The following is a 24,536-nucleotide window of genomic DNA, read 5'->3' as shown; positions in this document are numbered from 1 at the left end:
ATGATTTTTCTGTGTCGCACCAGGACTGCAGTTTCGGCCAGGTGTCTGACACCCAAGGGAGGTCTCGAACGCATAACAACCTTGTTATTTGTCACCAAAGGACCTGTTACGCGGCATTACAATATTGGTGTAAAAACCACACCGGGTAGAAGGAATCGGTAAGGAGCATGAGCAAGCCTGAAAAGGCGACACAGCGTTTCTGTGACTACTACTCCTTTATGTCCTATTCCGATTTCGCCGCCTGGGTGGATGCCGATGACGACTCGGATCCTGTGGTTACGTACTGACCGCGCAAGTTCGCCACAGACGCGCTCCACTGCTGCGCGTAGACTGCGAACATGCCGGAAGACAATCCCGAGGTCCCGCTGCTGGGCTACGCAGAGATAGCAGCAGCCACCGGCCAGGACATCGGGCTGATCCGGGTCTGGATGAACCGAGGGAAACTTCCCAGCCCGGACTTCCGGCTGGGCCAATCGCCGGGTTGGCTTGAAGAAACCATAAGTCCCTGGATCCGCGCGAACCAGAAATAAGGCCCTCCAGAAGTCAGCAGCAACTTCCCGCTCCGCAATTACTCGTGCCGGGGAGGCTCTCCCGGACACTTCCTACGGAAGAACCAGCCTTCCATCCACCCGCCGCGGAATGTTCAGCGGGTTCTCCTCCTGCAGTGCCGGGTGCAGCACGGCCTCGGGGGCATCCTGATAGGCCACCGGCCGCTGGAAGCGGCGTACCGCCGTGGCCCCCACAGAGGTGAAAAGCGATGTGGTGGCTGGGTACGGGCCGCCGTGCTGCTGGGCCCAGTTGACCGCCACGCCGGTGGGCCAACCGGCGAAAAGCACCCTTCCTGCAAGGGCGGACAACTGATCCACGAGTCCTGCAACGTCTTCCCCAGGCTGCGAATGCAGAGTGGCTGTGAGGCTGCCGGGCACCTTAGCCAGGACCGCTGCGAGCTCCTCGTCGCTGCTGTACTCGATCAGCATGGTGGTGGGTCCGAAGCATTCTTCGAGTAATTCAACGGGGTGATCCATAACGTTCGCAGCCGTCGTCGAGAAGACTACCGGCGCGGCGCCGTCGACGTCGGCATTCTGTTCCACAGCACCGCTGATGACCGACACGTCGGGTAGTTTCGCAACGCTGCGGAGGCCTTCAGGGTAGGCAGCGGCAATGCGTTCCGTGAGCATGGGGGAAGCCGGTGCGCCGGCAACGGCCTGAGCAAGTTCGGAGCCGAAGTCTGTACCAGCCGGAATGAACACGAGCCCCGGTTTAGTGCAGAATTGCCCGGCGCCCATGGTGAAGGAGGCGGCAAGACCGCTGGCGAGCTGAGCCGACCGGGCTTCAAGTGCTGGGGCCGTGATGACAACGGGATTCAAGCTTCCCAGTTCTCCATAGAACGGGATGGGGTCCGGCCTTGACGTGGCGAGGTCGAACAACGCGCGACCCCCGGGAATGGAGCCCGTGAAGCCCACGGCCTTAATCGCAGGGTCTTGAACCAGCGCAGTACCTACTTCGCGTCCGCTGACCAGTGAAAAGAGGCCCTCGGGGGCGCCTGCAACCTTCAAGGCATCTGCGACGATTTCAGCCGTCCGCAACGATAACTTGAGGTGGCCGGAGTGGGCCTTGACGATCACAGAGCTGCCCACCGCCAAGGCTGAGGCAGTGTCGCCGCCCGCCACGGAGAAAGCGAACGGGAAGTTGGACGCTGAGAACACCGCCACCGGGCCGATGGGCTGCAACACCCTTCGAAGATCAGGGCGGGGCGGAGTCGCAGTGGGATCGGCGTGGTCGATTACGGCTTCAAGGTAGGAGCCCTCCGTGATCACCTTGGCGAAGAGCCGCAGCTGGCCCGAGGTACGCGCGACCTCTCCCGTAAGCCTTGTTTCGCCGAGGTTTGTCTCCTCGTTCGCAATGGAAACCAGTTCAGCCGCATTTTCATCAAGGGCATCGGCGACGGCGGCAAGCCAGGACGCGCGCTCGGCATCACTCGCTCTCGCGGACTCTTTGGCGGCCCGCGTGGCCGCCGCCGTCAGTTCCGTTAGGTCAAGAGTTGCTGTTGTCACTGTTTGATCCTGTTCTGCGGTTGGTAGTACGGTGCCGGCAAATAAGAGGCAAAACGATGTGCCCGGTTTACCGTGAAACGAAGCTGGGCTGTTCCGTAAAGCTGGGCTGTTCCGTAAAGCTGGGCTGTTCCGTAAAGCTGGGCTGTTCCGTAAAGCTGGGCTGTTCCGTGAAGGTGAGGCCGAGCCCGGGCTGGTCCGTGGCGGTAAGGAGGCTGTTGCTGACGCGGACGGGTGACGGTCCGCCCAGTACTCCGAGCTGTTCAAAGGAGGCGTCCTCCACGTCCTCAACGAGGGTTGGCTCGGTCATGGTGAGCGCCAGTTGCCCGGACAATTCGGGAAGCAGGTGCGGCATCACCTTGATGCTGTTGGTTCTGGCCAGTTCCACGATCCGCCGGAAGGGCGTGATGCCACCAACCCTGACGATGTTGGGCTGGATAATATCCACGGCCTCCGCTTCGATGAAGTCACGGAAGCGGTAGATCGTGTGGAGGTTTTCCCCCAGTGCGATGGGAACGGGTGAGTGCTTCCGCAGCCGGCGGTAGGCCCACAGATCGTCCGCCCGAATAGGCTCTTCCAGCCATTCCAGGCCGTAGCCTGCCAGCACATCAAGGGCCCGGAAGGTTGTGGGAAGATCCCATCGCTGATTGGCGTCAATCATAAGTTTCCTGTCCGGCCCCAGCACCGACCGGACCGCCGCCACCCGCTCGGCATCCTCCTGGATGTCCGGCTTCCCCACCTTGATCTTGACGGCCTTGTGCCCTGCCGCCACCCAGCGCTGGACCTGGTCCACCAGCTCGTCCAGCGTGTAGTGCAGGTTCACTCCGGAGCCATAGACCTCCACTGATTCCTGGCGCTGGCCCAGCAGGCTTGTCACCGAAGATCCGGCCAGTTTGGCCTGCAGGTCCCACAGGGCCAGGTCCGCGCCAGCCATCGCGATGGTGGTCAGGCCTCCGCCGCCGGCTTCGTGCAGTCTCTTCCAGAGCTGGTCCCACACCAGCTCCGGGTTGGGTTCGAGCCCGGTGACGAACGGTGCTATGTCGTACTCAAGCAGTGCCTTCACCGCTTGGGGGCCGATGGTGGGAGTCCACGAAAATCCGTGCCCCACACCGCCGTCGTCCGTCCTGATTTCCGTAACGATCACATGGTTTTCCGGGGCGTCCGCACCCCAGCTGCGCCGCAGCGGAACAGTCAGGAGCCGGGCGGAGAGCCCCGTGATCCTGCTTGTCCCCGCCCTGCCGCTGGCCATTGCATGTCCAGTGGTCGGAGCCTGTCCAGAGGTCATTGCCCTGCCAGCTCGTAGCCCTTGGCCAGGATGGACTTCAGCTGCAGCAACTGGTCCTCGCTGGGGTCCACGAGCGGTGGACGTACGGAACCCACTGGCAGCCCGCCCAGGCGGAGCCCGGCCTTGATCAGCGAAACGCCGAAGCCGGGCGTCTGGTCACGAAGCCGGACCAGCGGTGCGTAGAAACCTTCCAGCAGGGCGTTGCGCCTAACCTCGTCGCCGGACATGTAGGCGTCGTAGTATGCCTTGGCGATCTCCGGAGCCATGGCAAAGGCTGCAGAGGAATACAGCGGGATGCCGAGGCCACGATAGGCGCCCTGGCTCAGTTCGGCCGTCAGCAGGCCGTTGAACAGAGCGAAATCGCTGCGTCCGGTGGCATTGATGGCGGAGACGATCTCCTGGGCGAGCCCCACATCCCCCAGCCCGTCCTTGAAGCCGATCACCTTGGGGTTTGCTGCGAGGCGGGCCATGGACGCCGCCGTGTACTGCGCATTGCCCCGGTGGTAAACGATGACGGGCAGGCTGCTGGCGTCGGCCACAGCCTCGATGTAGGCCACCAATCCCGCGCTGGGGCCCGTGACGAGGTATGGCGGAAGAACCAGGAGGGCATCAGCTCCCGCTGCCTCCGCGGCGCGGGCAGCCGCCAGGGCATGTCCCAGCGGTCCCCCAGTCCCGGCGACTACCGATACCTGCCCGGCAACCGCCTCCACAGCGGCGGTAACTACAGTGCGGACTTCTTCGATGCTGAGGGCATGGAACTCCCCCGTGCCGCAGGCAGGAAATACACCGCCCGGTCCGAACGGGAGCCGGGAGGTGATGTGCTCTTTGAGGATGGCCACATCGACATCACCCTCGGGAGTGAAGGGTGTGACCGGGAAGAATAGAACGCCGTCGAATTTCACTTGTTCTCCTTGGATCCGGTCCCTGCCGTTATGAGGTCGGCGGTACCTTCTGTCTGTGTGGCAGCGGGTGGTTCAGGATTGCGGGGTGGTTCAGCCTTGACTTGTTCAGAAACTGGCGGCCCGTCTCCCAGCGCCGGGCTGAGCTCGGTCCGCCAGCTGCGGCGAGGCTCCCAGCCGAGCATCTCGCGCGCCTTGGCAATGGAGAACGCCGGGCTGGTCCCCGTCAGGGCGCTTGCTGCTTCGCCGCTCCCTGGCAGGAACTCCGGCATCAGTGTGGCGAGGGACTCCGTGGCCAGCGCATCCGCGGCTCCCACAAAGAACGTTTGGCCGTTGGGGATGGAATCCATCTTGCGCAGGAGGGCATCGAGGAAGTCGGCGACGTCCCGGGCATCCACGTAGTTGAACAAGGCGGGAGCGGACAAGGCCGGATCCTCCAGCCTTTCAAGGACCGTGTGGCCTTGCTGTGTTGGCGCTCCTTGCCATTCCTCCGGAGAAATGACGTAGCAGGGCCGGAACGCCGCATACCGGATGTTTTCACCCTGTGCAGCGGCGAACATCTGGACGGTCTGCTCAGCGATCAGCTTGGACAATGCATAGGCATTCCAAGGCCGCGGCACCGTTTCCTCATCCATCGGGAACCGCTCAGGCACCCAGCCGGCCGGCGAGCCGTAGCCTAGGACCGTGGGGCTGCTGGCTGTGACGATCTTGCCCACGCCCAGCTCAGTCGCGGCGCTTACAACGGCGAAAGCGAGCCGCGTATTGGTGCTGAAGATAACCTCCTCAGGGGCGCTGAACGGTACGGCAATAGCCGCAAGGTGGACGACGGCGTCGGGCAGGGTTGCGCTGATGATCCGGCGCGCTTCCCCCGGAGCGAGGAGGTCGGCAGTTTCCTGCTCAACGCCGGATGGCAGCTGGGCGGAGGGAACGGCGTCGCGGTCCACCGATATAATCCGGTGTCCGGCAGCGGCAAGGCCTGCGACGACGCTGCGGCCCAGCCTGCCCGAGCCACCTGTGACAAGTATCCTCATGGCTGACGCCGCAGATCGACGCCGAGGTCCAGATCCTCAATGCGGACCGGCAGTGTTGATTCAAGGGACCGGTTGCCCGCAATGCCCACTGAGACCGAACGCAGGCCGTCCAGGTAACCGGACGGACGTCCCAGCGGATCTTCGCCCGGTCCATTGAACAGGTCTGACAGAAGCAGGATGTCTCCCCCGCCATGGCCGCCCTCACCGTTGACGATGGGAACTTCGTAGGCGGCTTCCCAGTGGCGCTGGACCACCAGGCGCTCACCGTTGCGGCGAACGGCGTCCTCCTCCTCCACCGGCGTCGCGCTCGGATCGACTACGGTCTTCTTGTCGGTGCTGCTGACGACGGCGGCACGCTCCACCACTTCCAGTTCCGCGCGGCCTTCGGTACCGTTCACCGCCACGCGGTACCCCTCCCAGGGGCTGTGCGCGTTGAGGGAGTAGCTGAGCGTGGGGCCACCCTGGTAATCGACGATCAGCGCGAGATTGTCCTCGATGGTGATCCCGGCCGTAAAGACGTCCTGGTCGCGGCGGTAGCCGTCGTGGTGCTCATTTTCGTAGTACAGCTCGCGCAATTTGTCGTCGTCGCGAAGATCCAGGACAAAGGGATCCTTCGTCCCGCCGTCGGCATTCGAAGCCTCCAGCGTGCCGCGTTCCGGTCGCGCGCCCAGCCCCCGTTCGGCCGCGTTCTTGTCGCCGTAGAATTTGAGCCCCCCCGAAGCGAATACGCGCTCGGGGACGTCGTCGATCCACCAGTTCACGAGGTCGAAGTGGTGCGACGCCTTGTGGATCAGCAGCCCGCCGGAGTTCTTCTTCTCGCGGTGCCAGCGGCGGAAGTAGTCAGCACCATGGACTGTATCCAGCACCCAGCTGAAGTCGACGGACGTCACTTTTCCGATCACGCCGCTCTGGATGATTTCCTTCAGGGCGCTGTTGCGGGGGGAATAGCGGTAATTGAAGGTCACCACTACATTCCGTCCCGTTGCAGCCACCGCAGCGGTGATACGGCGGCAACCATCGGCGTCGATCGTGAGGGGCTTTTCGACGACGACGTCGGCACCCGCCTCGAGCGCCTCCACGATGTAGTTGGCATGCGTGTAGTCAGGGGTGGTGACGATGACACGGTCGATGCCGTGTTCCTTGATGAACGCCGTCAGCTGTGCTGGCTCAAAGGACCGGACAGAGCCGGTTCCTCCCAGTTCGCCGATGAGCTTCTGGTAGTAGTCCACCCGTCCCGGGTTCACGTCGGATAGTGCCACGAGTTCTGCTGTATCGGAGTGAGTGCCGAGGATGGCCCGGATATACATTTCCGAACGCCCGCCGGTGCCGATCAGGGCGATCCGGGCCCTTTTCAGCTGCCCGTGCTCCTTGGCTGCCGCCGGTGATCCGGCTGGCTGTGAGGCCGGCGGTAAATCGGCGGTGTCAACGTTGACCATTGGGATGCGCCCCTTTCGAAAGGCAGGAAGCCTGGCCGCTTGACGGCCGATGATGATGCGGGAAGAATTATGAGAAAGCGTTTTCTCAGTCCGTTATAAACTTTGTACCAAGACTCCGGTGGTCACGTCAACCATCAGCCAGAACGGCCCGGATCTTAGATTCCCGGAAAGGGGCCCCATGGGCAGGAGATCCACCACACGGCGAATCGGCATAGCCGACGTCGCACTATTGGCTGGAGTTTCACATGCCACAGTTTCGCGTGTCATGAACGGCAACTTCACGGTGGATGCAACCATTGCCGAGCGGGTTCGTGCGGCTGCGGCTGAGCTGAACTACCAGCCGAACCCCGTGGGCCGAAGCCTCGCTCTGGGTAAGACCGACACGATCGGCATCGTGGTGCCGGATCTGTCCAACCCCACGTTCCAAGCCATCCTCCGGGGCCTCAGCATGGCCGCCGCCCAGGACGGATATCGCGTGCTGATCGCCGATTCCTCGGAAGTCTCCAGCGAAGAAGCGATCCTGGCGGGAGAGGCCAGGCGGCGCTGTGATGGCCTGGTCCTGTGCGCCCCGCGCATGAGTGCCGCGGAGCTGGAAGAGCTTGCCCCCTCGCTCCACCCCATGGTGCTCATCAACCGCAGCACTGAATCGACGCAGGCACCCAGCCTCATGGTTGACTACGGCCAAGGGATCCAGGAGCTGGCAGACCATCTGGTCAGTCTGGGCCACACCCGGCTGGCATTCCTGGCCGGTCCTGCCCGCAGCGCTTCAAACGGCATGCGGCTCAATGGCTTGGAGAAGTTCTCCGCGGCCCATCCTGATATTGAGCTGCAAATGCTTGAAGGCGGATCAAGCTTTGAAGCAGGCCATGAAGCGGCGGACAAAGTCATTGCAAGCGGAGCCACGGCCGTCCTTGCGTTCAACGACCTTGTGGCGATGGGCCTCCTGAGCGGGCTGCACGAGAAGGGTGTGCGGGTTCCCGAAGATATCTCTGTGACAGGCTTCGACGATATTCCCTTCGCCCGCTACACCACACCGCCGCTGACCACTGCCGCAGTTCCCATTACCGAGCTTGGCCAGCAGGCATGGCACAGCATGCGGGCCCTCATCCAGCAGGCGGAGACTCCTCCAACACCCAGCACATTCCAGCCACAGCTGGAGGTCCGTGGCAGCACAGGGCCAGCGAAGGGGTAGTCCAGGACCAGGGTTACCGTCCGGAGCCCAGGCCGGCTTCCTCGTAGTACCCCTGGATGTGGTCGGTAACCAGCTTCGCCGCCGCGGCGCCGTCGTTCTTGTTGATGGCTGCAAGAATCGATCGGTGCTCGTCCCGAAGCCGGGCGGCGGTGGCATCCCAATCCGGAAGGTTCGCCGTCAGGCGGCCTGCATAGCTCTGGATGGCTTCACGCAGGGAGCCCATCATGGCACTGACCACCGCGTTACCCGCAGCTTCAGCCAAGGCGAGATGGAAGCGCACATCCAAGGCCAGGAACTGGTCCGTTTCCGTGCTTTTTTCCATCTCGTCGAGCAGCGCCGCAGCCTCAGCCAGTGCGGGTGAACCAGGGGTGGCCCGGGCCACCGCCCAGGACTCCAGGAGCACGCGGGTCTGGACAATATCCGCAACAGGAAGGTGCGAAGTTGCAACATGAAGCCTCAAGGCTGAGCCAAGGGCTGTGGTCGGGTCCGCAATAACCACCGTGCCCGCGTCGGGGCCTGAGCCAACACCCGCCCGCACCACCCCCATAGCTTCGAGGATCCGGATGGCCTCCCGCACGGAAGTACGCGACACCCCAAGCTGTTCTGCAAGGGTCCGTTCAGCGGGAAGCCGCCCACCCAATGCCAGGTGGCCGCCGAGGAGCTGGCTTTCGATCCACTGCAGGACAAGCTGGTGCGTGCGCATGGAGCAATGGTACTTGATGTGGTTGGACCACATGCCCTAAAGTGTGGTTAGACCACAGCAGCTTTCTTTCGCCCAAACCCTGGCCGCGGATGATTCAGCGCCCTTATCCCTTGACGAGGCAGCACATGACGCAGACTGTTCAACCCACAAATCCAGAAGCACCCACCACTCCTGAAGCCACCACACCCGGCGGAAGTGCGAACGCCGTCGAAACCTCCAGCTCAAGGGAGCGCATCCCGGCGGCCCTCAGGCGACGGGTGCCCAAATACTCAGACCTTGCTCCGCTCATGCAATTCAAGAAGCCTGAGTTCAGCCGGGAGGCCAAGCTGCGCCGGGCAAGCACCATCTGGGAGTTGCGGGATATCGCCAAGCGGCGGACTCCACAGGCTCCGTTCGATTACACCGACGGCGCAGCCGAAGCTGAGATCACCTTGCGAAGGGCCCGGGAAGCCTTCCTGGACATCGAGTTCCGGCCGGGCATCCTGCGGAACGTTTCCAGCATCGATCTGAGCACCGACATTCTGGGCAAGTCATCCCGGCTGCCTGTGGGTATTGCTCCCACCGGTTTTACCCGGATGATGCAGTCCGAGGGCGAGTATGCAGGCTCCCAGGCCGCCGAAGCCGCCGGTATTCCCTACACCCTCTCCACCATGGGCACCGCCTCCATAGAGGACGTGGCCGAGGCAGCCCCGAACGGCCGGAACTGGTTCCAGTTGTACCTGTGGACGGACCGTGACCGCTCACTTGAACTCATCGAACGGGCTGCCAAAGCCGGGAACGATACGCTGATGGTGACGGTGGATACCGCCGTCGCCGGAGCCCGTCTCCGCGATGTCCGCAACGGCATGACCATCCCTCCGGCGCTCACACTCAAGACCGTCCTGGATGCCTCGTACAGGCCGGCGTGGTGGTTCAACTTCCTCACCCACGAGCCCCTGACCTTCGCCTCGCTCTCCCGCTACACCGGGACCGTCGCAGACCTGATCAACTCCATGTTCGATCCGACGCTCACGTTCGAGGACCTGGACTGGCTGCGCGAAACCTGGAAGGGCAAGCTGGTAGTCAAGGGCATCCAGACTGTCGAGGACGCCCGCAAGGTGGTGGACCATGGAGCCGACGGCGTGGTGCTCTCCAACCACGGAGGACGCCAACTGGACCGCGCGCCCATCCCGTTCCACCTGCTGCCCGAAGTTTCCGCGGCATTCAAGGCCGACAACAGCGACGCCGCGATCATCCTCGACACCGGCATCATGAGCGGCGCCGACATCATCGCGGCCCTCGCCCTCGGCGCAGACTTCACGCTGATCGGCCGCGCCTACCTCTACGGGCTGATGGCCGGTGGCCGCGCCGGAGTGGACCGCGCCCTCCAGATCCTGGAAAAGGACATGACCCGCACCATGGCGCTCCTGGGCGTCACCAATCTCTCAGAACTGACCCCGGACCACGTGCGGATCCTCGGCAAGTAACCGCTCCGGAGTTAGGCTCTCCGCCTGGATGGCACCCGAGATGGCACTTAACAGCAGTGCCGACGCCGGACACTGCCGTTAAATGCCATGTCGCGGGGTTGGAACGGCGGGCTACTTCTTGCGGCCGAACTTGGGAAGGTTGGAGAGAAGGTCCGAAGCCTTGGCGGCAGCACGCCCCACGGTCCGGCCAATCTGCTGGGGCACAGTTCCGTCGGGACCAACAGCAACCGGAATCGCGACGGCGGGACTGAGCTGGCCCTGTGCCGAGCGGGGGGAGATGGCCTGGGCCTCCGAACTGACGGCAGCTGCAAGGCCAGCCTCGGCGGTGCCCCGCTGGCCAGCTGGCAACCCCTCCGCCTCCGACAGGGGCGCAACCTCCGCTGCCGGTGACTTTCCGGCGGCAGCTGAATGTCCGACGTCGAAAGTCTCCAGCCAGTTGGCGATACCTATCAGCGGTTGCGGGTTCAGCGCGTAGTAGCGCTTCTGTCCCTGCGCCCGCATGGTGACGAGGTGCGCTTCCCGGAGAACTTTCAAGTGCTTGGAAATGGTGGGCTGGCTCGCCTCCAGCTCCTGGACCAGTTCACCCACTGCTTTGTCCCCTGCCCGAAGGGATACCAGAATGTCACGCCGGGTTGCCTCAGCAATGACGGCAAATACGTCGTCTGTCACCATGGGTCCACCCTAGCGAACATATGCCTGAGATGGCATCACTTGCTGTTCATCGAACCGTGAATTCAGTCGAACCAGGGATCCAGCCCGTGAAGCGGGAAGATTTCCTTCCGGGAGGCCATGACGCTGCGGTCCACAGCGTCATTGGGGTCAAAGCCCACTTCCCAGGAGCGCCACCACAGATCGACATCATCGCCCATCAGCTCGGGGGCGTGGGTGCCATATTTTTCCTGCACATAGCTGCGCCAATCTTCCGGGACGGGGGTCCGGAGCGGTACGGGGCGCCCCGCCGCGATGGCAATCAGGTGGCTCCAGGAACGCGGCACAACATTGGTCACGCTGTAGCCGCCGCCCCCGGTGGAGATCCAGCGGTTGCCGCAATGGCGGGCCGCCAGGTTCCCGACGGCGGTGGCCGCCTCCCGCTGGCCGTCGATGCTGATGTTGAGGTGCGTCAGCGGATCCAGCCGGTGCGCATCACAGCCGTGCTGGCTGACGATGACTTCGGGTTCGAAGGCGCCCACCACTTGGGGAACGACGGCGTGAAAGGCACGCAGCCAGCCGGCATCACCCGTGCCGGCCGGCAAAGCGACGTTGACCGAGGTGCCCAAGGCGTTGGGGCCGCCGATCTCGTTGGCGAAACCTGTGCCGGGAAACAACGACATGCCGCTTTCATGCAGCGAGATGGTCATGACGCGCGGATCGTCCCAGAAGATGCTCTGCGTTCCGTCCCCGTGGTGAGCGTCCACGTCGATATACACAACACGGCTCACTCCGCCGTCGAGCAGTTTCTGGATGGCCAGCGCGGCATCGTTGTAGATACAGAAGCCGCTGGCGCGTTCGCGCGAGGCGTGGTGCATTCCTCCGCCGAAATTCACTGCATGCACCGCGCTGCCGTCCAGGATGGACGTTGCGGCCAGCAGTGAACCCCCCGCTATCCGGGCGCTCGCCTCGTGCATCCCCGCGAAGGCCGGGTCATCTTCAGTGCCCAGGCCTCGGTCCAGATCGGGCACCTCGGGGGCTTCGCTGACGCGGCGGACGGCGGCGACAAATTCCGGGCTGTGGACTCTGAGAAGCTCTTCGTCCCCGGCTACTTCCGGCGCGGCTACAGTGACGTGCTCCAGGTCCAGCAGTCCCAAGCTGCGGGCAAGCCGCGCGGTCAGCTCCATGCGCTCCGGAGCCATCGGATGCCCGAGGCCGAAGTTGTACGAGGTCATGGCGGAATCCCACACCACCGTCGTTGGCAATGCGGGCAGGCTGAGTCCGGGCAGGAATGTCATCATGGACAGGCTACCCGAGCGTGGCGGGCAGACAGCCCCGCATTCGTGCGAAAATAAGTGGTTTACTACTCAAGGAAGCAGTTTCGACCGAGGAAAAGCCACACATGACGCAGATCCAGTCGAGGTCAAAGAGCCCGGCCAGCTGGCGTCCCGGCGCCCCGGAGCGGGAACGGCCGGGATTCCTCGTAAGGCTTCGCGATTTTATTGACAACATTGCGAATACATCACCATCCCGGCTGGCTTTGACTGCCTTCGCGACTGTTGTCCTGCTTTTCACCGGCCTGCTCTCCTTGCCGGCAGCATCAGCCAGCGGTGACGTCACACCGCTTCACCAAGCTATGTTCACCGCCGTTTCTGCGGTCTGCGTCACCGGACTTACGGTCGTTACTACTGCCACACACTGGTCCTTTTTCGGTCAGCTGGTGATACTCATCGGTATTTTCGTTGGTGGCCTGGGTACCCTTACGCTGGCTTCCTTGCTGGCCCTCATGGTGGGCAAGAGGCTTGGTGTGCGGGGGAAGATCATTGCTGCCCAGTCGATGAACAATGCCGGCCGGCTGGGGGAGGTCGGCACCCTCCTTCGGATCGTGATCACCACCTCTGTGGTTATTGAAGGCGTGCTGGCGCTGGCGCTCATCCCCCGTTTCCTCATGCTTGGGGAGACTTTCTGGCGCGCAGTCTGGCACGGTTTCTTCTATGCCATTTCGGCATTTAACAATGCCGGGTTCACGGCACATGCAGAGGGCATCATCCCCTTCCAGAACGACTTGTGGATCCTCATACCGCTGATGGTCGGCGTATTCCTGGGAAGTTTAGGGTTCCCCGTGGTGATGGTGCTGCAGCAAAACGGGCTTAACTGGAAGAAGTGGAACCTCCACACCAAGCTGACTATTGAGGTGTCGCTCATCTTGTTGGTTGCAGGCACCGTGCTCTGGGCTGTCATGGAGTGGGATAACCTGCGGACAATCGGATCCCTTGGTTTCGATGAGAAGGTCCTGCATTCGCTTTTTGCATCTGTCATGATCCGCTCCGGCGGGTTTAACCTAGTGGATCAAAACCAGATGGAATCCACCACGATGCTGCTGACTGATGCCCTGATGTTTGCGGGCGGAGGCTCTGCATCCACCGCCGGCGGTATCAAGGTCACCACCATTGCTGTGATGTTCCTGGCCATCTTCGCCGAGGCCAGAGGCGACAGGGACGTCAAAGTCCATGGCCGCACTATCCCTGAGGGAGCCATGCGCGTGGCGATCTCGGTGATCGTGGCGGGCGCCACGCTGGTTTCGGTAGGAGCGTTCCTGCTCCTCTCCATCACCGGGGAACCACTGGACCGCGTGCTCTTCGAAGCAATCTCCGCCTTCGCCACTTGCGGCCTGAGTACGAACCTGAGCGCTGAAGCACCGCCTGCTGGTGCCTATGTCCTGACAGCCCTCATGTTCATGGGACGCATCGGCACCGTAACCCTTGCCGCCGCTTTGGCTTTGCGCCAGCGCAGCCAGCTTTACCACTACCCCGAAGAAAGGCCCATCATTGGCTAATTCGTCCGGCGCGGCTAACCGCCCCGCCCACAACGCCCCGGTCCTGGTCATTGGTCTTGGGCGGTTTGGGTCCGCCACAGCGGAGCAGCTCGTCAAACAAGGCCGTGAAGTCCTGGCCATTGAGCGCGACCGTAACCTCGTCCAGAAATGGGCACCCGTGCTCACCCATGCGGTGGAAGCCGACGCGACCAACATTGACGCCCTTCGTCAACTCGGTGCCCAGGAATTCAGTTCCGCAGTGGTCGGCGTGGGAACGTCCATTGAATCTTCAGTGCTCATCACGGTGAACCTGGTGGACCTCGGCATTGAACACCTCTGGGTGAAGGCCATCACGCCCTCGCACGGCAAAATCCTGACCCGTATTGGCGCCAACCACGTCATCTACCCCGAGGCCGATGCCGGCGTCCGGGCCGCCCACCTGGTCTCCGGGCGAATGTTGGACTTCATTGAGTTCGACGACGATTTCGCCATCGTGAAGATGTACCCGCCGCGGGAAACAGTCGGCTTCACCCTGGATGAATCAAAGGTCAGGTCCAAGTATGGGGTGACCATTGTGGGGGTGAAATCTCCGGGCGAGGACTTCACCTATGCCCGGCCGGAGACGAAGGTTTCAGCCAGGGACATGCTCATTGTGTCGGGTCACGTGGATCTCCTGGAACGGTTCGCTTCCAGGCCCTGACGGCCTGAGAGCGGCGTCCGGCTTAGGCGAGCTGCTTGGTGATTTCGGCCGACCGGTCGGCAGCCGCTCGGGCTGCATCCGCGATGATCGAGGGCAGGTCGCGCTCGTCGAAGGTTGCAATGGCACGCTCGGTGGTTCCGTTCGGGCTGGTGACCGCCTTGCGGAGCTCGGTGGGGTTAGCCCCGGGCTCGGCAAGCATAAAGCCCGCGCCGGCAACCGTCTCGGTAGCCAGCAGGAGGGACAGCTCCGGGTCCAGGCCGAGCCTGACTCCGGCAGCGGCCATTGCCTCGGCAAGGTAAAAGGCGTAGGCGGGACCGGAGCCGCTGATGGCTCCGAGCGCATCCACTTGCTCTTCCGGGACCTCAACTACCCTGCCGGCGCCTCGGAGGACGTCCTTGGCCAGCTGCAACTGCTCCGGGGAACAGCTTGTGCCCGGCGACACCGAAACCACTCCCCTGCCAAGCTTCGCGGGCGTGTTCGGCATACTCCGGATGACCGGCTGGCCTGCAGGCAGGGCAGCCTCCAGTTGAGCGATGGACACGGCCGCGGCAACACTGATCACAATGGTGGAGGGAGAAATGGACGGGCTGATCTCCCGTGCCAGGTCAGCAATGCCCAGCGGCTTCACACCCAGAATCACGACGGCGGAACCTCGCGCTGCGTCCTTGTTGTTGTCCGGCTCTTCCTCGCCGGCGATCGCAGTGATGCCATGGTGGCGCTCGGCTAGTTCAGCCGCGCGCTCGCCACGACGGACAGTGGCGACAATATCGGCAGGATCCGTTCCGGCCTCCAGGAGTCCGGTCAGGATGGCCTCGTTCATGGATCCACAGCCCAGGAAGGCGATTCGGTTGCTCATTGCTCCATCATTGCAGTTCGCCAAGACGGGCGCAGGAGATTACTCTCCCGTGACCGGCCACGGCAGGATGAAGAGCGAACCATAAAACCCGCATTCCCAGCTCATTCCCACCTTGGGCGCAGGCTCTACACAAAGTGGACCCCTAACGTAATAACTACCTCATTGAGGGTGCGAGTGATGCAGCAAGCATGGGGATGCTTGCCTTGGCACCGGTGATTCTGCAGCAGGTTTCCCCCCATTTTCCTGCAGCGGATCGCCGGTGCTTTCGCATTTAAGGCAGTCGCTGGACCCGGGCTTAGACCTTGGCTAAACCATCAACGTGGTGCCTGGTTCAAGGGGCGGCAGGGTGATTAGGCTTCCCAGTCTACTCACAGGAAAATCTCCCCGAACGCCCAAAAAAGGCAAGTAGGTTTATAAGTGCCTGAGCAGGTGCGAGTGATGAAGCCGGTTCCCCCCGAACCGGCGAACGCGCCGGGTGGTTGTAGAAGCGTTCCCCCAACTTCTTCTGCGAAACCACCCGGCGCTTCACTCGTTAAATGCTTCTCTCGTTGTTACGGGACTCTAGGAGTGCTTGTCGGAAGCTCCTACCAGCGGAAGGCCCAGGTGCTGGCGGGCAAACCGTAGCGTCTGCTCAAGCCGCTGCTGCCGTTCACCGGCGGTCCGGACCCAGCGAGTGGAAATTTCCGCCACCACCACACCGTCAAAGCCAGTGGCAGCAAGATACTGCAGTGCCTCTGCACAGGGCTGGTTACCCGTACCCGGAACCAGATGCTCGTCTCGCCTGGATCCCAATCCATCGGACAAGTGGACGTGGCGGAGCCTGGGGCCGAGGCCTTTAATGGCGTCCAGGCTGTCGGAACCGGCGGTGGAGGCGTGCGAGAAGTCCCAAGTGACGTCGTCGTAATCCTGGTCGCGGGGGTCCCAATGGGGCGCGTAGGCCACTGCTTCCCGGCCGCGTACCCTCCACGGGAACATGTTTTCGACGGCGATCCGGACCTGGTACATTTCCGCGAGCTCGCGGATTCCGGCAACAAACTTTCCGGCGTAGTTTCCTTGCCAGCGGAAAGGCGGGTGGACAACGACCGTACCGCAGCCGACTTCCCTGGCCATCCGGCAGGACATTTCGATCTTGTTCCACGCCGTGCCCCAGACCTGCTGCGTCAAAAGCAATGTCGGCGCGTGGATGGAAACAATCGGCTTGCGGTATCGATGACTTAACTCCAGGAGGGCGTGGGCGTTCTGGCTGGTGGTGTTGTTGCTAACCATGACCTCGACGCCGTCGTACCCCACCTCCTGGGCAGCAGCGAAGGCATGATGAACGCTCAAGGGATAGACGGAAGCACTGGACAGCGCCACCGGAACGGCAATGTCCTTTCCCTGCGACAGCTCTTCCATCTAACCCCCGGCCTGGCTGCTGGCGTGCACCGTGGAAGCGGCCAACGTAGCGGACACCGCCTGCCTGGCTTCCACGTGCGGGGCAGGCTCAAGGGGGCCGTCCAGAACCAATTGGTCCAGCCGGCGAAGGATCAGGCCCTCACGCAAAGCCCAAGGGCAGATTTCCATGCTGGGGAACTCGAAAAGCTCCAAGGCAGCCTCCGCCACGAGCGCACCGGCAAGCAGTTGCGGCGCGCGGGCCTCCGAAACGCCGGGCAGGTGCAGGCGGTCCTCCACCTTCATCGCCGAGATCCGTTGCGCCCACAAACCGAGGTCAGCCGAGAAAAGCTCACGTTTAACATAGGGCCCGGCGCCACTGGGCGCTGCCCCGGCGATTCGTGCCAGGGAACGGAAGGTCTTGGATGTACCGGCGACCAGATTGGCCCTGCCGAGGGCTTCAAAGCTCCTGACGGCTGGCTTCATCGTCGAGCGGATGTACCGGCGCAGTTCTTTGACGCTCTTGGCTGTGGGTGGGTCCTCGTGCAGCCAGTCACGGGTGAGGCGGCTCGCGCCCAGGGGGACGGACAAAGCCAGCTCGGGGAGTTCGTCATGCCCAATGGCCATTTCGAAGGATCCGCCTCCGATGTCCAGATCCAGGATTGGCCCGGCTCCCCATCCGTACCAGCGCCGGACGGCAAAGAAGGTCATGGACGCTTCTTCGCTGCCGGTAAGTTCCTGCAGCGTCACCGTTGTTTCATGCTTCACCCGGGCGAGGACCTCGGGGCCATTGGTAGCTTCACGGATGGCGGACGTACAAAAAGCCAGCAAGTCTTCGGCCTTGTGCTTCGCAGCGAATTCCCAGGCCTCCAGGACGAACTCAATCAGTTCATGCTGGCCGTCCTCGTTGATGTTGCCCTCCCCATCGAGGAACTGCACCAGGGACAGTGGCCGCTTGTGGGAGGCAAATGGCACCGGCCGGGCGCCCGCATGGGCATCCACCAAGAGTAGATGGACAGTATTGGAACCGATATCGAGGACGCCCAGACGCATTCTGCCATTATCGCCGGAGATCAGGCAGCAGACCCAACTGCGTCCGTTCGAAGTCTTCGGCGCTTACTCCTCCGCTGCCTGGTCCTCGGCCGCCTGCTCGTCTTCCCGCTTGAAGTCGCGGCGGATGTTGGCCACACCTTCCGGGTCGATCTCGAAGCCGAAGGCACTGCCTGGGTTGATCACCATGCCGAGCTCATCGCCGAGATTGCCGATGATGGCAGCGCCCTGGGTGCCGAGGATGTTTGGTGCCGCGGCAAGATACTGCTCGTTAACCCTGCTGGGGTGGGAGAAGACAGCAAGAACAGGCTGGTCTTCCGAGTTGGCCAGCACCAGCGGCTCAACCTGGGAATCGGGGCCCTCGACAGTGTCTGCGCTGATGATGTAGACCTCGTTGTTCAGGAAGGACAGGATGACGTCCACCGGGCTTGCGTCCGGCTGGTCCCCCTTGGCCAGCTTCTCCTCAAGGTCGTTCAGCGGCCGGGTATCCATAGGATCAGGCTGTTCAGTCATGTCTCTACTCGATCATGTTGAGGAGTGACGCGCAAACGGAGTTCTGCCCGAACGCGAAATCGCCGGAAGCGTGCGGGCTCGCCGGTAGTTCCCGGCGAACCCGCACGTTTCCGGCGAACTCGACTCCCCGTGCCTACTTCTTCGCTGCTGCCTTCCGCGCCGGAGCCTTCCGGGCGGTAGTGGTGCGCTTCACGGGTCCCTTGGCCCGCTTTTCCGCAAGGAGTTCGACGGCGCGTTCCCGCGTAAGCTCCTCCAGTGAAGTGGTCCTCGGAACAGTGATGTTGGTGACGCCGTCGGTAATGTAGGGCCCGAAGCGTCCTTCCTTCACCACGATGTTCTTCTCAGACACCGGGTCCGGGCCGAATTCGGCCAGCGGTGGAACTGCAGCCCGTGCCCCGCGCTGCTTCGGTTGGGAGTAGATCTCCAATGCTTGTTCCAGCGTGATGGTGAAGATTTCCTCTTCGGAGCCGATAGAGCGCGAGTCCGTTCCCTTTTTCAGGTAAGGACCAAAGCGGCCGTTCTGCACCGTGATGACGTTCCCCTCGGCGTCCTCCCCCAGTACACGCGGCAGGCTCATGAGCTGAAGTGCCTCATCCAAAGTGACGGTGTCAACGCTCATGGAGCCGAACAGCGAGCCGGTGCGCGGCTTGGCCTTAACAGGCTTCTTTGCCGGCTTCGGCTTCCCGTTCTTGTAGTACTCAACAGGCTGGTTGGCCAACTGCTCATCCGTCATCTCGGGAATGATTTCGGTGACATAAGCGCCGTACCGGCCGTTCTTGGCGACGACGGTGTGGCCCGTGTGCGGATCCGCACCCAAAACGCGCTCTTCCGGAGCCGCCGTCTCCATCAACTCAACAGCCTTGGAGGCAGTGAGTTCATCGGGCGCGAGGTCCTCGGGAACGTTGGCACGCGCCGACTCAACAACTTCACCGGTCTTCGGATCCACAGTGGGGATGGAGCTTTCCAGGTACGGGCCGAACTTGCCCACGCGCAGGGTGATGCCCTCCGCAATGGGAACCGAGTTGATCTCCCTGGCATCGATTTCGCCGAGGTTGTTCACAATGCTCAACAGCCCGGGATCGGAGTCTTCACCGTAGTAGAAGTGCTTCAGCCAAGCGGCACCCACGGCCTGTCCGTTGGCGATCTTATCCAGGTCGCCTTCCATGTCAGCCGTAAACTCATAGTCCACATAGTCCGTGAAATGCTGCTCCAGCAGCCGGATGACGGAGAAGGCGATCCAGCTGGGCACCAAGGCGGAGCCCTGTTTCCGGACGTAGCCCCGGTCCTGGATGGTGGAGATGGTGGAGGCATAGGTGGACGGGCGGCCGATGCCCTTCTTCTCCAGCTCCGCGGTCAGGGACGCTTCCGTGTAACGCGGCGGAGGCGAAGTCTCATGCCCGACGGCGACGAGGTCCGTCGCAGTGAGGGCGTCATCCTTGGCCACGTTTGGCAACCGGCGCGCTTCGTCGGATTCGTCATCCCCACGGCTCTCGTCCTTGCCCTCTTCATAGGCGGCGAGGAAGCCCGGGAAGGTGATGACCGTTCCTGAGGCGGAAAATTCTGCGTCCCGGCCATCCGATGCCACAGCACCAAGGCGGATCGTGGCGGTTGAACCCTTGGCATCAGCCATCTGCGAAGCGACGGTGCGCTTCCAGATGAGCTCGTAGAGGCGGAACTCGTCACCGGACAACTGCTTGGCAACCTGGGCCGGTGTGCGGAAGGAGTCACCGGCGGGCCTGATGGCCTCATGGGCTTCCTGGGCATTCGCTGCCTTGCCACTGTAGACGCGGGGTGATTGCGGAATGTACTCCGGGCCGTAGAGCTCTGAAGCCTGACGGCGGGCAGCAGTCACGGCCTCGTTGCTCAGCGCGGAGGAGTCCGTACGCATATAAGTGATGTAGCCGTTTTCATACAGGCGCTGGGCTACCTGCATGGTGCTCTTGGAGGAGAACCGCAACTTTCGTCCGGCTTCCTGCTGCAACGTCGAAGTGGTAAACGGCGCGGCGGGACGGCGGGTGTACGGCTTGGTGTCAACGGACCTGACCCGGAAGTCGGCATTCTGCAGCGCTGCCGCCAGGGACGTCGCGAGTTCCTCATTAAGGTGCGCTGCATTGCGGGACGTAAGTTCGCCGTCGTCGTTGAAGTCACGGCCGCTGGCCACCTTGGCACCATCAACGGAGGCCAGCTTTGCCTTGAAGGAACCGGTGCCTGCGCCGAACTGGCCGGTCAGGTCCCAGTAGGAGGCTGCCCTGAACGCCATGCGTTCCCGTTCACGGTCCACCACCATGCGGGTGACCACGGACTGCACACGGCCGGCCGAGAGCCCTCGGGCCACTTTCCGCCACAGCACAGGGGAAATCTCGTAGCCGTACAGGCGGTCAAGGACTCGGCGGGTTTCCTGGGCATCGACCAGAGCGGTATCGACGTCGCGCAGGTTGTCCATGGCACGGTGGATGGCTTCCTTGGTGATTTCTCCAAAGGTCATCCGGTAGACCGGAACCTTGGGTTTGAGCACTTCCAGGAGGTGCCAGGCAATGGCCTCACCCTCCCGGTCCCCATCGGTTGCTAGATAAAGGGCGTCGGCGTCCTTGAGCTGGGCCTTGAGTTCGGCGACTTTTTTCTTCTTGTCGGGGGACACGACGTAGTACGGCTTGAAGCCATTTTCGATGTCGACGGCGAACTTGCCTACGGAGGTCTTCTTGAGTTCCGCGGGGAGCTCTGACGGCTGCGGCAAGTCACGGATGTGACCGATGGAGGCCTCTACGATGAAGCCCTCGCCGAGGTACTTGGCGATGGTCTTGCTCTTGGCAGGAGACTCCACAATGACGAGTTTCTTGCCGGTTTTGGCCTTGCTTGGCACGGTGCTCCTACAGAAAAAGATTTGCTCGGGCAGATGAGCCCATATTGGCCTAGTTCACCATATTTTCCGGAATGATGCGCATTCATGTGGAAAACGCACGGCAAAAACCGCTGGATGGGGAGGCCTTATTCTACTCAGCCGGCCCCGGCTCTCCACCTTGGGTGGCCGCTCAGGAGAGCATCAGGAGGCACGCGGGCGGTCATCAGGAATCATGGACCAAAGCGTAGCCATCCGCTCGGCCTGCTCCGGAATGTGAGCCGGATCCTTCAGCTCATAGTCACTCAGCAATTCAAAGATCCTGCCGTTCAGCTCCCTTCGCTGCTCCACGGTCAGGTACAGCAGGTTGCTGGCCAGAACGACAGAGGCGGGGGTGGTCTGGACCCCGCTGCCCGGCGTCGGCTCTTCTGATAGGGGCTGGGCCTGCGTGGACTCTGCCTTGGACTTGGCGTAGGTGGTTGCCCGGCGGCGAAAGGCATCAAGTTCCAGGTCAAGAACTGCGAACTCCGGATTGGCCAGGCTGCCGCCCGAGTTGATGGTGACATCGCTTCCGGCTGCCCGCCACCGTCTTTCCCTGGCGTCCCCAGCCGTCTCTGCGGGCACCACTATCCCCCACTTCTCGAGGGCGCGTAGGTGGTAGCTCATGGCGCTCGGCGTCAGCCCCGTCTGGGCTGCAAGCTCAGTTGCTGTCCGGCTCACCTGGGTGGAATACAGTTCGGAGATCACCTCAAGCCGGGCGGCGTGGGCAAGTGCACGGATGGCCTTGGGGTCGGTGATTTCCACCTTCTCACTGCCGGCCTGAGCCGCAAGTTCGGACCCCAACGCTGGTGTATTCACTGCTCCATTCTATCCAGCAGAACCCAACCCTGAAATAACTGTTTGACATCTCCCGCCCTGTCAGGCGGGGAGGAGGAATCCGTCCCGGACCAGGTTGCCCACTTCGGCCAGGAGAGTGGTTCGGAAGGTCCCGGCGTCGAATCCGTCCTCCCCGCCCAGCAAGGCAATCAATGCGCCGATAATCTGTCCCACACTGAGGTCACCGTCGCACGCCGAAACAAACCCGGCCAGCTCCGTACTCAGCAGATTAGTCCGCCGGAGCCCGGCTCCTTGGCGAAGCAGGATCACCCCAGGGTGCTCTGCCCCCGGACGCTGGTGCCGTTCTTCGGTCACGTCGTCAGCGACCACAAGATGGGCAGCGGCCAGGTCATGGGCAACCAGCCAGTCGGAGCGTTCGACGGCGGCGCCAAGGTGGGGACCGACAGGCTTTTCTATCGGGTACGTGATCTCCTCGAACCGTTCGATCGCCCTGCCGGCCTCTCCTGCAGGCCGACGCAGCCAAACGATCCCGAAGCCGATTCCGGACACATCGCGGGACGCAAAGTCCTGAAGATAAGCAGAGTATGCCTCCTGATACCTCCTGCGGTCCCGGCTTTCGGAGGCATCACGAAGCCAGGTTTCCGCGTACAGATCTGGTCCCAACTGCTCACGCTGGATTATCCACACATCAACGTCCGGGCTGACCCAGCTCTGAGGCCTCTCCTCCCAGGACGTACCCGCGGTGATTTCCCAGTTACCCAGCATCTGTGCTGTTCCTCCAGGCGCCAGGATTTTTGGCAGGCCCCGGATCAGCGATGACACAATCTGGTCACCCGGAAGTCCGCCGTCGCGGTAAGTGAACTGGTTGGGCCCGGAGAGGTCCAGACTCCGAGGCGTGATGACGAAGGGCGGGTTCGAGACCACCAGGTCAAACGCCTCGCCCGCCACAGGTTCCAGCAGTGATCCCAGCCGGAGCGTCACGCGCTCTTCCAGGTTCAATGGATCAATGTGCAGCGGCCCGGCGTTGAGCAGCAGGTTGAAGCGGGTAAAAGCAAGCGCCCGCTCGGAAATGTCAGTTGCCGTGACGTGCCTGACGTGCTGCAGCAAGTGGAAGGTTTGAATTCCGCACCCGGTGCCGAGATCCAGTGCGCGGGAAACAGGACGACGGATGGTTGCCTGAACCAGCGTCGTGGACGCCTGGCCGATACCAAGCACGTGATCGTGGCGCAGGACGCCGGGCCGCTGGTGGGCGGCAAGGTCGCTCGCCACCCACAATTCCACACCGGTGGTGTCGCCGAGGCCATGTCCGGCGGAAACTTCCGGACCGCCCTCCCAACCGTATGGACGCAGATCCACCACCGCGCTCACGCCGTCATCGCCGTGTTGGATCAAACCCAGCGTCATTAGGCCTTCCGACCGGAGAGTGGGGAACGCGGCGTCGAGCGTTGCCGGCTGCTGCGGCTGCGCCAGGAGAAATAAGCGTACGACGGCGGCCAGCGCGGCTGTTGCATGCTCACCCTCCGCGGCGGATTCGGTGGCTATCAAAGCCGGGACGAGCTGGTCCCTGTTCAGCGCCTCGGAGGCTGATTCGCCCAGCAACCGGGCAACACCATCCACCGTGTAGTCGAGGCTTTTCAGGTCGGCTGCAAGTGCCTCAAGAAGGCCAGGCATATCGCTACGCGGAGCATCCGGCGTATTTCCGGAAATGAACGATACGGGCGAAAGGGCAGTTGGTTCGGTCACGGGTGCAAGTCTATTCGCGGCCCTGGACAAGACAACGTACGGAGACAAGAACGCACGGCCGGATCACCGGGCAGGAAGGGGATGCCCTTCCTGCCCGGTTGTGCTTACAGATTCAGCTCGGCGTAGATCCGCAGCGAGTCCCGCACGAACATGGCTCCCTCCGTGCCGCCGTAGTTGGCCCCGAAGCGGGGATCAGCAACGTACATGTCCCCCAGACCTGTGACATACCCCTTAATGTCTATGCCACTCTGGACGCCGTTTTGGCTGTTGGCCGAGGCCGGAGTGCCCGGGATCTCCTGGAGCCACGCCACATGGCGTCTTGCCAGTTCCTGGGCTGCCTCGCTGTCCGGCGCGATGCCGGCCTTTGCGGCAGCGATCCAGTCGTTGCCGAGCTTCTGGGCGCGCTGCTTCCAGGCCCGCTTTTCGTCCTGACCCATTCCCCGCCACCAGGCGTCGCCCTTTGCGTAGGCGTCCTTACCCCATCGTTCTTCGACTTCGTCCTTGTAGCGCGTGTGGTCGAAGCCATCCAGCATTTCTTCTGCCATGAGATTTTCACCTCCTTCCACTGCTTTGATGGTCCGGCGGACCGACGCTATTTGCCGGCCCAACCTGTTCTGTTCCTGCTGAAGCCAGCCGAGGTGCCCATGGAGGGCCCCTGCGGTGTCCTGTTCACGGTCAAGCACCTGGGCGATGACCGGCAATCCGAGCCCCAGCTCCCGAAGGAGCAGGATGCGTTGGAGCTGCACCAGGGCCGACTGGCTGTAATAGCGGTAACCGTTGTGACCTGTACTGCTCGGTTTGAGGAGCCCGATGTTGTCATAGTGACGAAGGGTCCGGCTCGTGGTTCCGGCGATTTTGGCGATCTCCTGGATCGACCATTCCATAGCGGCCCCCTTCCTGGAGTCGTTTCCAAGGTGCTCTCGACCGGCTGAATTACCGGCACTTCCGACTGTAGATGTTGACGTTGCGTCAAGGTCAACATCTGTTGGACCATAGATGTTGACGTTGCGTCAAGGTCAACATCTGTTGGACAACCTCAAGAGAATTTTGTCCCCGCCAGAAGTCCAGGACGATCAGTAGACCCAGTTGCCTCGCCGGATGCGC

Annotated in this window: 21 protein-coding genes; 5 read left to right on the top strand and 16 right to left on the bottom strand. The window is 62.5% G+C overall.

Annotated features, from left to right (window positions below):
- Window positions 1-338: 338 nt before the first annotated feature.
- Window positions 339-530 (top strand): hypothetical protein, encoded by a 192-nt coding sequence (locus M1E05_RS05130; protein WP_461164650.1) that lies wholly within the window; start codon window positions 339-341, stop codon window positions 528-530.
- 72 nt (window positions 531-602) lie between these two features.
- Here M1E05_RS05130 and M1E05_RS05125 read toward each other — a convergent pair whose 3' ends face one another.
- From M1E05_RS05125 to M1E05_RS05105, 5 genes are all read right to left on the bottom strand, one after another.
- Entirely contained in the window at window positions 603-2,054 is a 1,452-nt protein-coding gene (locus M1E05_RS05125) for an aldehyde dehydrogenase (NADP(+)) (RefSeq protein ID WP_461164649.1), read from the bottom strand.
- A gap of 67 nt (window positions 2,055-2,121) precedes the next feature.
- Window positions 2,122-3,300, bottom strand: coding sequence for a mandelate racemase/muconate lactonizing enzyme family protein (locus M1E05_RS05120; RefSeq protein ID WP_461165190.1), 1,179 nt, complete (start codon window positions 3,298-3,300; stop codon window positions 2,122-2,124).
- A gap of 32 nt (window positions 3,301-3,332) precedes the next feature.
- Complete coding sequence (locus M1E05_RS05115) at window positions 3,333-4,238, bottom strand: 5-dehydro-4-deoxyglucarate dehydratase (protein WP_458111850.1); 906 nt, start codon at window positions 4,236-4,238, stop codon at window positions 3,333-3,335.
- Entirely contained in the window at window positions 4,235-5,266 is a 1,032-nt protein-coding gene (locus M1E05_RS05110; protein WP_461164648.1) for an NAD-dependent epimerase/dehydratase family protein, read from the bottom strand. Before M1E05_RS05110 ends, M1E05_RS05115 begins: the two co-directional genes overlap by 4 nt.
- The gene (locus M1E05_RS05105; RefSeq protein WP_461164647.1) at window positions 5,263-6,702 is read right to left on the bottom strand and encodes a Gfo/Idh/MocA family protein; all 1,440 of its coding nucleotides are present in this window, start codon (window positions 6,700-6,702) and stop codon (window positions 5,263-5,265) included. The genes M1E05_RS05110 and M1E05_RS05105 overlap by 4 nt, the downstream gene beginning before the upstream one ends.
- Window positions 6,703-6,880: 178 nt before the next feature.
- Here M1E05_RS05105 and M1E05_RS05100 point away from each other — a divergent pair, with 178 nt between their 5' ends.
- Entirely contained in the window at window positions 6,881-7,894 is a 1,014-nt protein-coding gene (locus tag M1E05_RS05100; protein ID WP_458111853.1) for a LacI family DNA-binding transcriptional regulator, read from the top strand.
- 13 nt (window positions 7,895-7,907) lie between these two features.
- Here M1E05_RS05100 and M1E05_RS05095 read toward each other — a convergent pair whose 3' ends face one another.
- Window positions 7,908-8,597: a FadR/GntR family transcriptional regulator gene (locus tag M1E05_RS05095; RefSeq protein ID WP_458111854.1), complete on the bottom strand. Its 690-nt coding sequence runs from the start codon at window positions 8,595-8,597 to the stop codon at window positions 7,908-7,910.
- 125 nt (window positions 8,598-8,722) lie between these two features.
- On the opposite strand from M1E05_RS05095, the gene M1E05_RS05090 reads away from it, so the two are divergent.
- Window positions 8,723-10,063: an alpha-hydroxy acid oxidase gene (locus M1E05_RS05090; RefSeq protein ID WP_461164646.1), complete on the top strand. Its 1,341-nt coding sequence runs from the start codon at window positions 8,723-8,725 to the stop codon at window positions 10,061-10,063.
- A gap of 111 nt (window positions 10,064-10,174) precedes the next feature.
- Here M1E05_RS05090 and M1E05_RS05085 read toward each other — a convergent pair whose 3' ends face one another.
- Together M1E05_RS05085 and M1E05_RS05080 are read right to left on the bottom strand one after the other, a co-directional pair.
- Window positions 10,175-10,735 (bottom strand): ArsR/SmtB family transcription factor, encoded by a 561-nt coding sequence (locus M1E05_RS05085; protein WP_461164645.1) that lies wholly within the window; start codon window positions 10,733-10,735, stop codon window positions 10,175-10,177.
- Between the two features lie 62 nt (window positions 10,736-10,797).
- Window positions 10,798-12,009 (bottom strand): acetoin utilization protein AcuC, encoded by a 1,212-nt coding sequence (locus M1E05_RS05080; protein ID WP_458114559.1) that lies wholly within the window; start codon window positions 12,007-12,009, stop codon window positions 10,798-10,800.
- A 104-nt stretch (window positions 12,010-12,113) separates the two neighbouring features.
- On the opposite strand from M1E05_RS05080, the gene M1E05_RS05075 reads away from it, so the two are divergent.
- Window positions 12,114-13,547 (top strand): TrkH family potassium uptake protein, encoded by a 1,434-nt coding sequence (locus M1E05_RS05075; RefSeq protein ID WP_458111857.1) that lies wholly within the window; start codon window positions 12,114-12,116, stop codon window positions 13,545-13,547.
- Complete coding sequence (locus tag M1E05_RS05070; RefSeq protein ID WP_458111858.1) at window positions 13,540-14,226, top strand: potassium channel family protein; 687 nt, start codon at window positions 13,540-13,542, stop codon at window positions 14,224-14,226. The genes M1E05_RS05075 and M1E05_RS05070 overlap by 8 nt, the downstream gene beginning before the upstream one ends.
- A 22-nt stretch (window positions 14,227-14,248) precedes the next feature.
- Here M1E05_RS05070 and proC read toward each other — a convergent pair whose 3' ends face one another.
- The 8 genes from proC to M1E05_RS05030 form a co-directional block, all read right to left on the bottom strand.
- Window positions 14,249-15,082 (bottom strand): pyrroline-5-carboxylate reductase, encoded by an 834-nt coding sequence (gene proC, locus M1E05_RS05065; RefSeq protein ID WP_461164644.1) that lies wholly within the window; start codon window positions 15,080-15,082, stop codon window positions 14,249-14,251.
- 561 nt (window positions 15,083-15,643) lie between these two features.
- Window positions 15,644-16,477, bottom strand: a complete 834-nt coding sequence (locus M1E05_RS05060) for a sugar phosphate isomerase/epimerase family protein (protein WP_461164643.1) — start codon at window positions 16,475-16,477, stop codon at window positions 15,644-15,646.
- Window positions 16,478-17,506, bottom strand: a complete 1,029-nt coding sequence (locus M1E05_RS05055) for a Ppx/GppA phosphatase family protein (protein ID WP_458111861.1) — start codon at window positions 17,504-17,506, stop codon at window positions 16,478-16,480.
- Window positions 17,507-17,569: 63 nt separating this feature from the next.
- A complete protein-coding gene (locus tag M1E05_RS05050) occupies window positions 17,570-18,016 on the bottom strand; it encodes an SseB family protein (protein WP_458111862.1) in 447 nt (148 codons plus the stop codon).
- A gap of 133 nt (window positions 18,017-18,149) precedes the next feature.
- Window positions 18,150-20,876, bottom strand: coding sequence for a type I DNA topoisomerase (gene topA, locus M1E05_RS05045; RefSeq protein WP_461164642.1), 2,727 nt, complete (start codon window positions 20,874-20,876; stop codon window positions 18,150-18,152).
- A gap of 180 nt (window positions 20,877-21,056) precedes the next feature.
- The gene (locus M1E05_RS05040) at window positions 21,057-21,710 is read right to left on the bottom strand and encodes an ArsR/SmtB family transcription factor (protein WP_461164641.1); all 654 of its coding nucleotides are present in this window, start codon (window positions 21,708-21,710) and stop codon (window positions 21,057-21,059) included.
- A 60-nt stretch (window positions 21,711-21,770) separates the two neighbouring features.
- Window positions 21,771-23,360 carry a DUF7059 domain-containing protein gene (locus M1E05_RS05035; protein WP_461165189.1) on the bottom strand — a complete coding sequence of 530 codons (1,590 nt, stop codon included), beginning with the start codon at window positions 23,358-23,360 and terminating at the stop codon, window positions 21,771-21,773.
- Between the two features lie 176 nt (window positions 23,361-23,536).
- Window positions 23,537-24,316 (bottom strand): MerR family transcriptional regulator, encoded by a 780-nt coding sequence (locus tag M1E05_RS05030; protein ID WP_461164640.1) that lies wholly within the window; start codon window positions 24,314-24,316, stop codon window positions 23,537-23,539.
- Window positions 24,317-24,536 lie beyond the last annotated feature (220 nt).

This window comes from Arthrobacter sp. R4-81, assembly GCF_054792365.1.
This window is presented reverse-complemented; position numbering and strand designations above follow the sequence as displayed.

Coding starts and splice junctions, on each gene's coding strand:
- M1E05_RS05130 (WP_461164650.1), top strand. CDS start 339: ATGCCGGAAGACAATCCCGAGGTCCCGCTGCTGGGCTACGCAGAGATA.
- M1E05_RS05095 (WP_458111854.1), bottom strand. CDS start 8,597: ATGCGCACGCACCAGCTTGTCCTGCAGTGGATCGAAAGCCAGCTCCTC.
- M1E05_RS05100 (WP_458111853.1), top strand. CDS start 6,881: ATGGGCAGGAGATCCACCACACGGCGAATCGGCATAGCCGACGTCGCA.
- M1E05_RS05060 (WP_461164643.1), bottom strand. CDS start 16,477: ATGGAAGAGCTGTCGCAGGGAAAGGACATTGCCGTTCCGGTGGCGCTG.
- M1E05_RS05105 (WP_461164647.1), bottom strand. CDS start 6,702: ATGGTCAACGTTGACACCGCCGATTTACCGCCGGCCTCACAGCCAGCC.
- proC (WP_461164644.1), bottom strand. CDS start 15,082: ATGAGCAACCGAATCGCCTTCCTGGGCTGTGGATCCATGAACGAGGCC.
- M1E05_RS05120 (WP_461165190.1), bottom strand. CDS start 3,300: ATGGCCAGCGGCAGGGCGGGGACAAGCAGGATCACGGGGCTCTCCGCC.
- M1E05_RS05035 (WP_461165189.1), bottom strand. CDS start 23,360: ATGCCTGGCCTTCTTGAGGCACTTGCAGCCGACCTGAAAAGCCTCGAC.
- M1E05_RS05085 (WP_461164645.1), bottom strand. CDS start 10,735: ATGGTGACAGACGACGTATTTGCCGTCATTGCTGAGGCAACCCGGCGT.
- M1E05_RS05055 (WP_458111861.1), bottom strand. CDS start 17,506: ATGCGTCTGGGCGTCCTCGATATCGGTTCCAATACTGTCCATCTACTC.
- M1E05_RS05075 (WP_458111857.1), top strand. CDS start 12,114: ATGACGCAGATCCAGTCGAGGTCAAAGAGCCCGGCCAGCTGGCGTCCC.
- M1E05_RS05030 (WP_461164640.1), bottom strand. CDS start 24,316: ATGGAATGGTCGATCCAGGAGATCGCCAAAATCGCCGGAACCACGAGC.
- M1E05_RS05080 (WP_458114559.1), bottom strand. CDS start 12,009: ATGACATTCCTGCCCGGACTCAGCCTGCCCGCATTGCCAACGACGGTG.
- M1E05_RS05050 (WP_458111862.1), bottom strand. CDS start 18,016: ATGACTGAACAGCCTGATCCTATGGATACCCGGCCGCTGAACGACCTT.
- M1E05_RS05110 (WP_461164648.1), bottom strand. CDS start 5,266: ATGAGGATACTTGTCACAGGTGGCTCGGGCAGGCTGGGCCGCAGCGTC.
- M1E05_RS05090 (WP_461164646.1), top strand. CDS start 8,723: ATGACGCAGACTGTTCAACCCACAAATCCAGAAGCACCCACCACTCCT.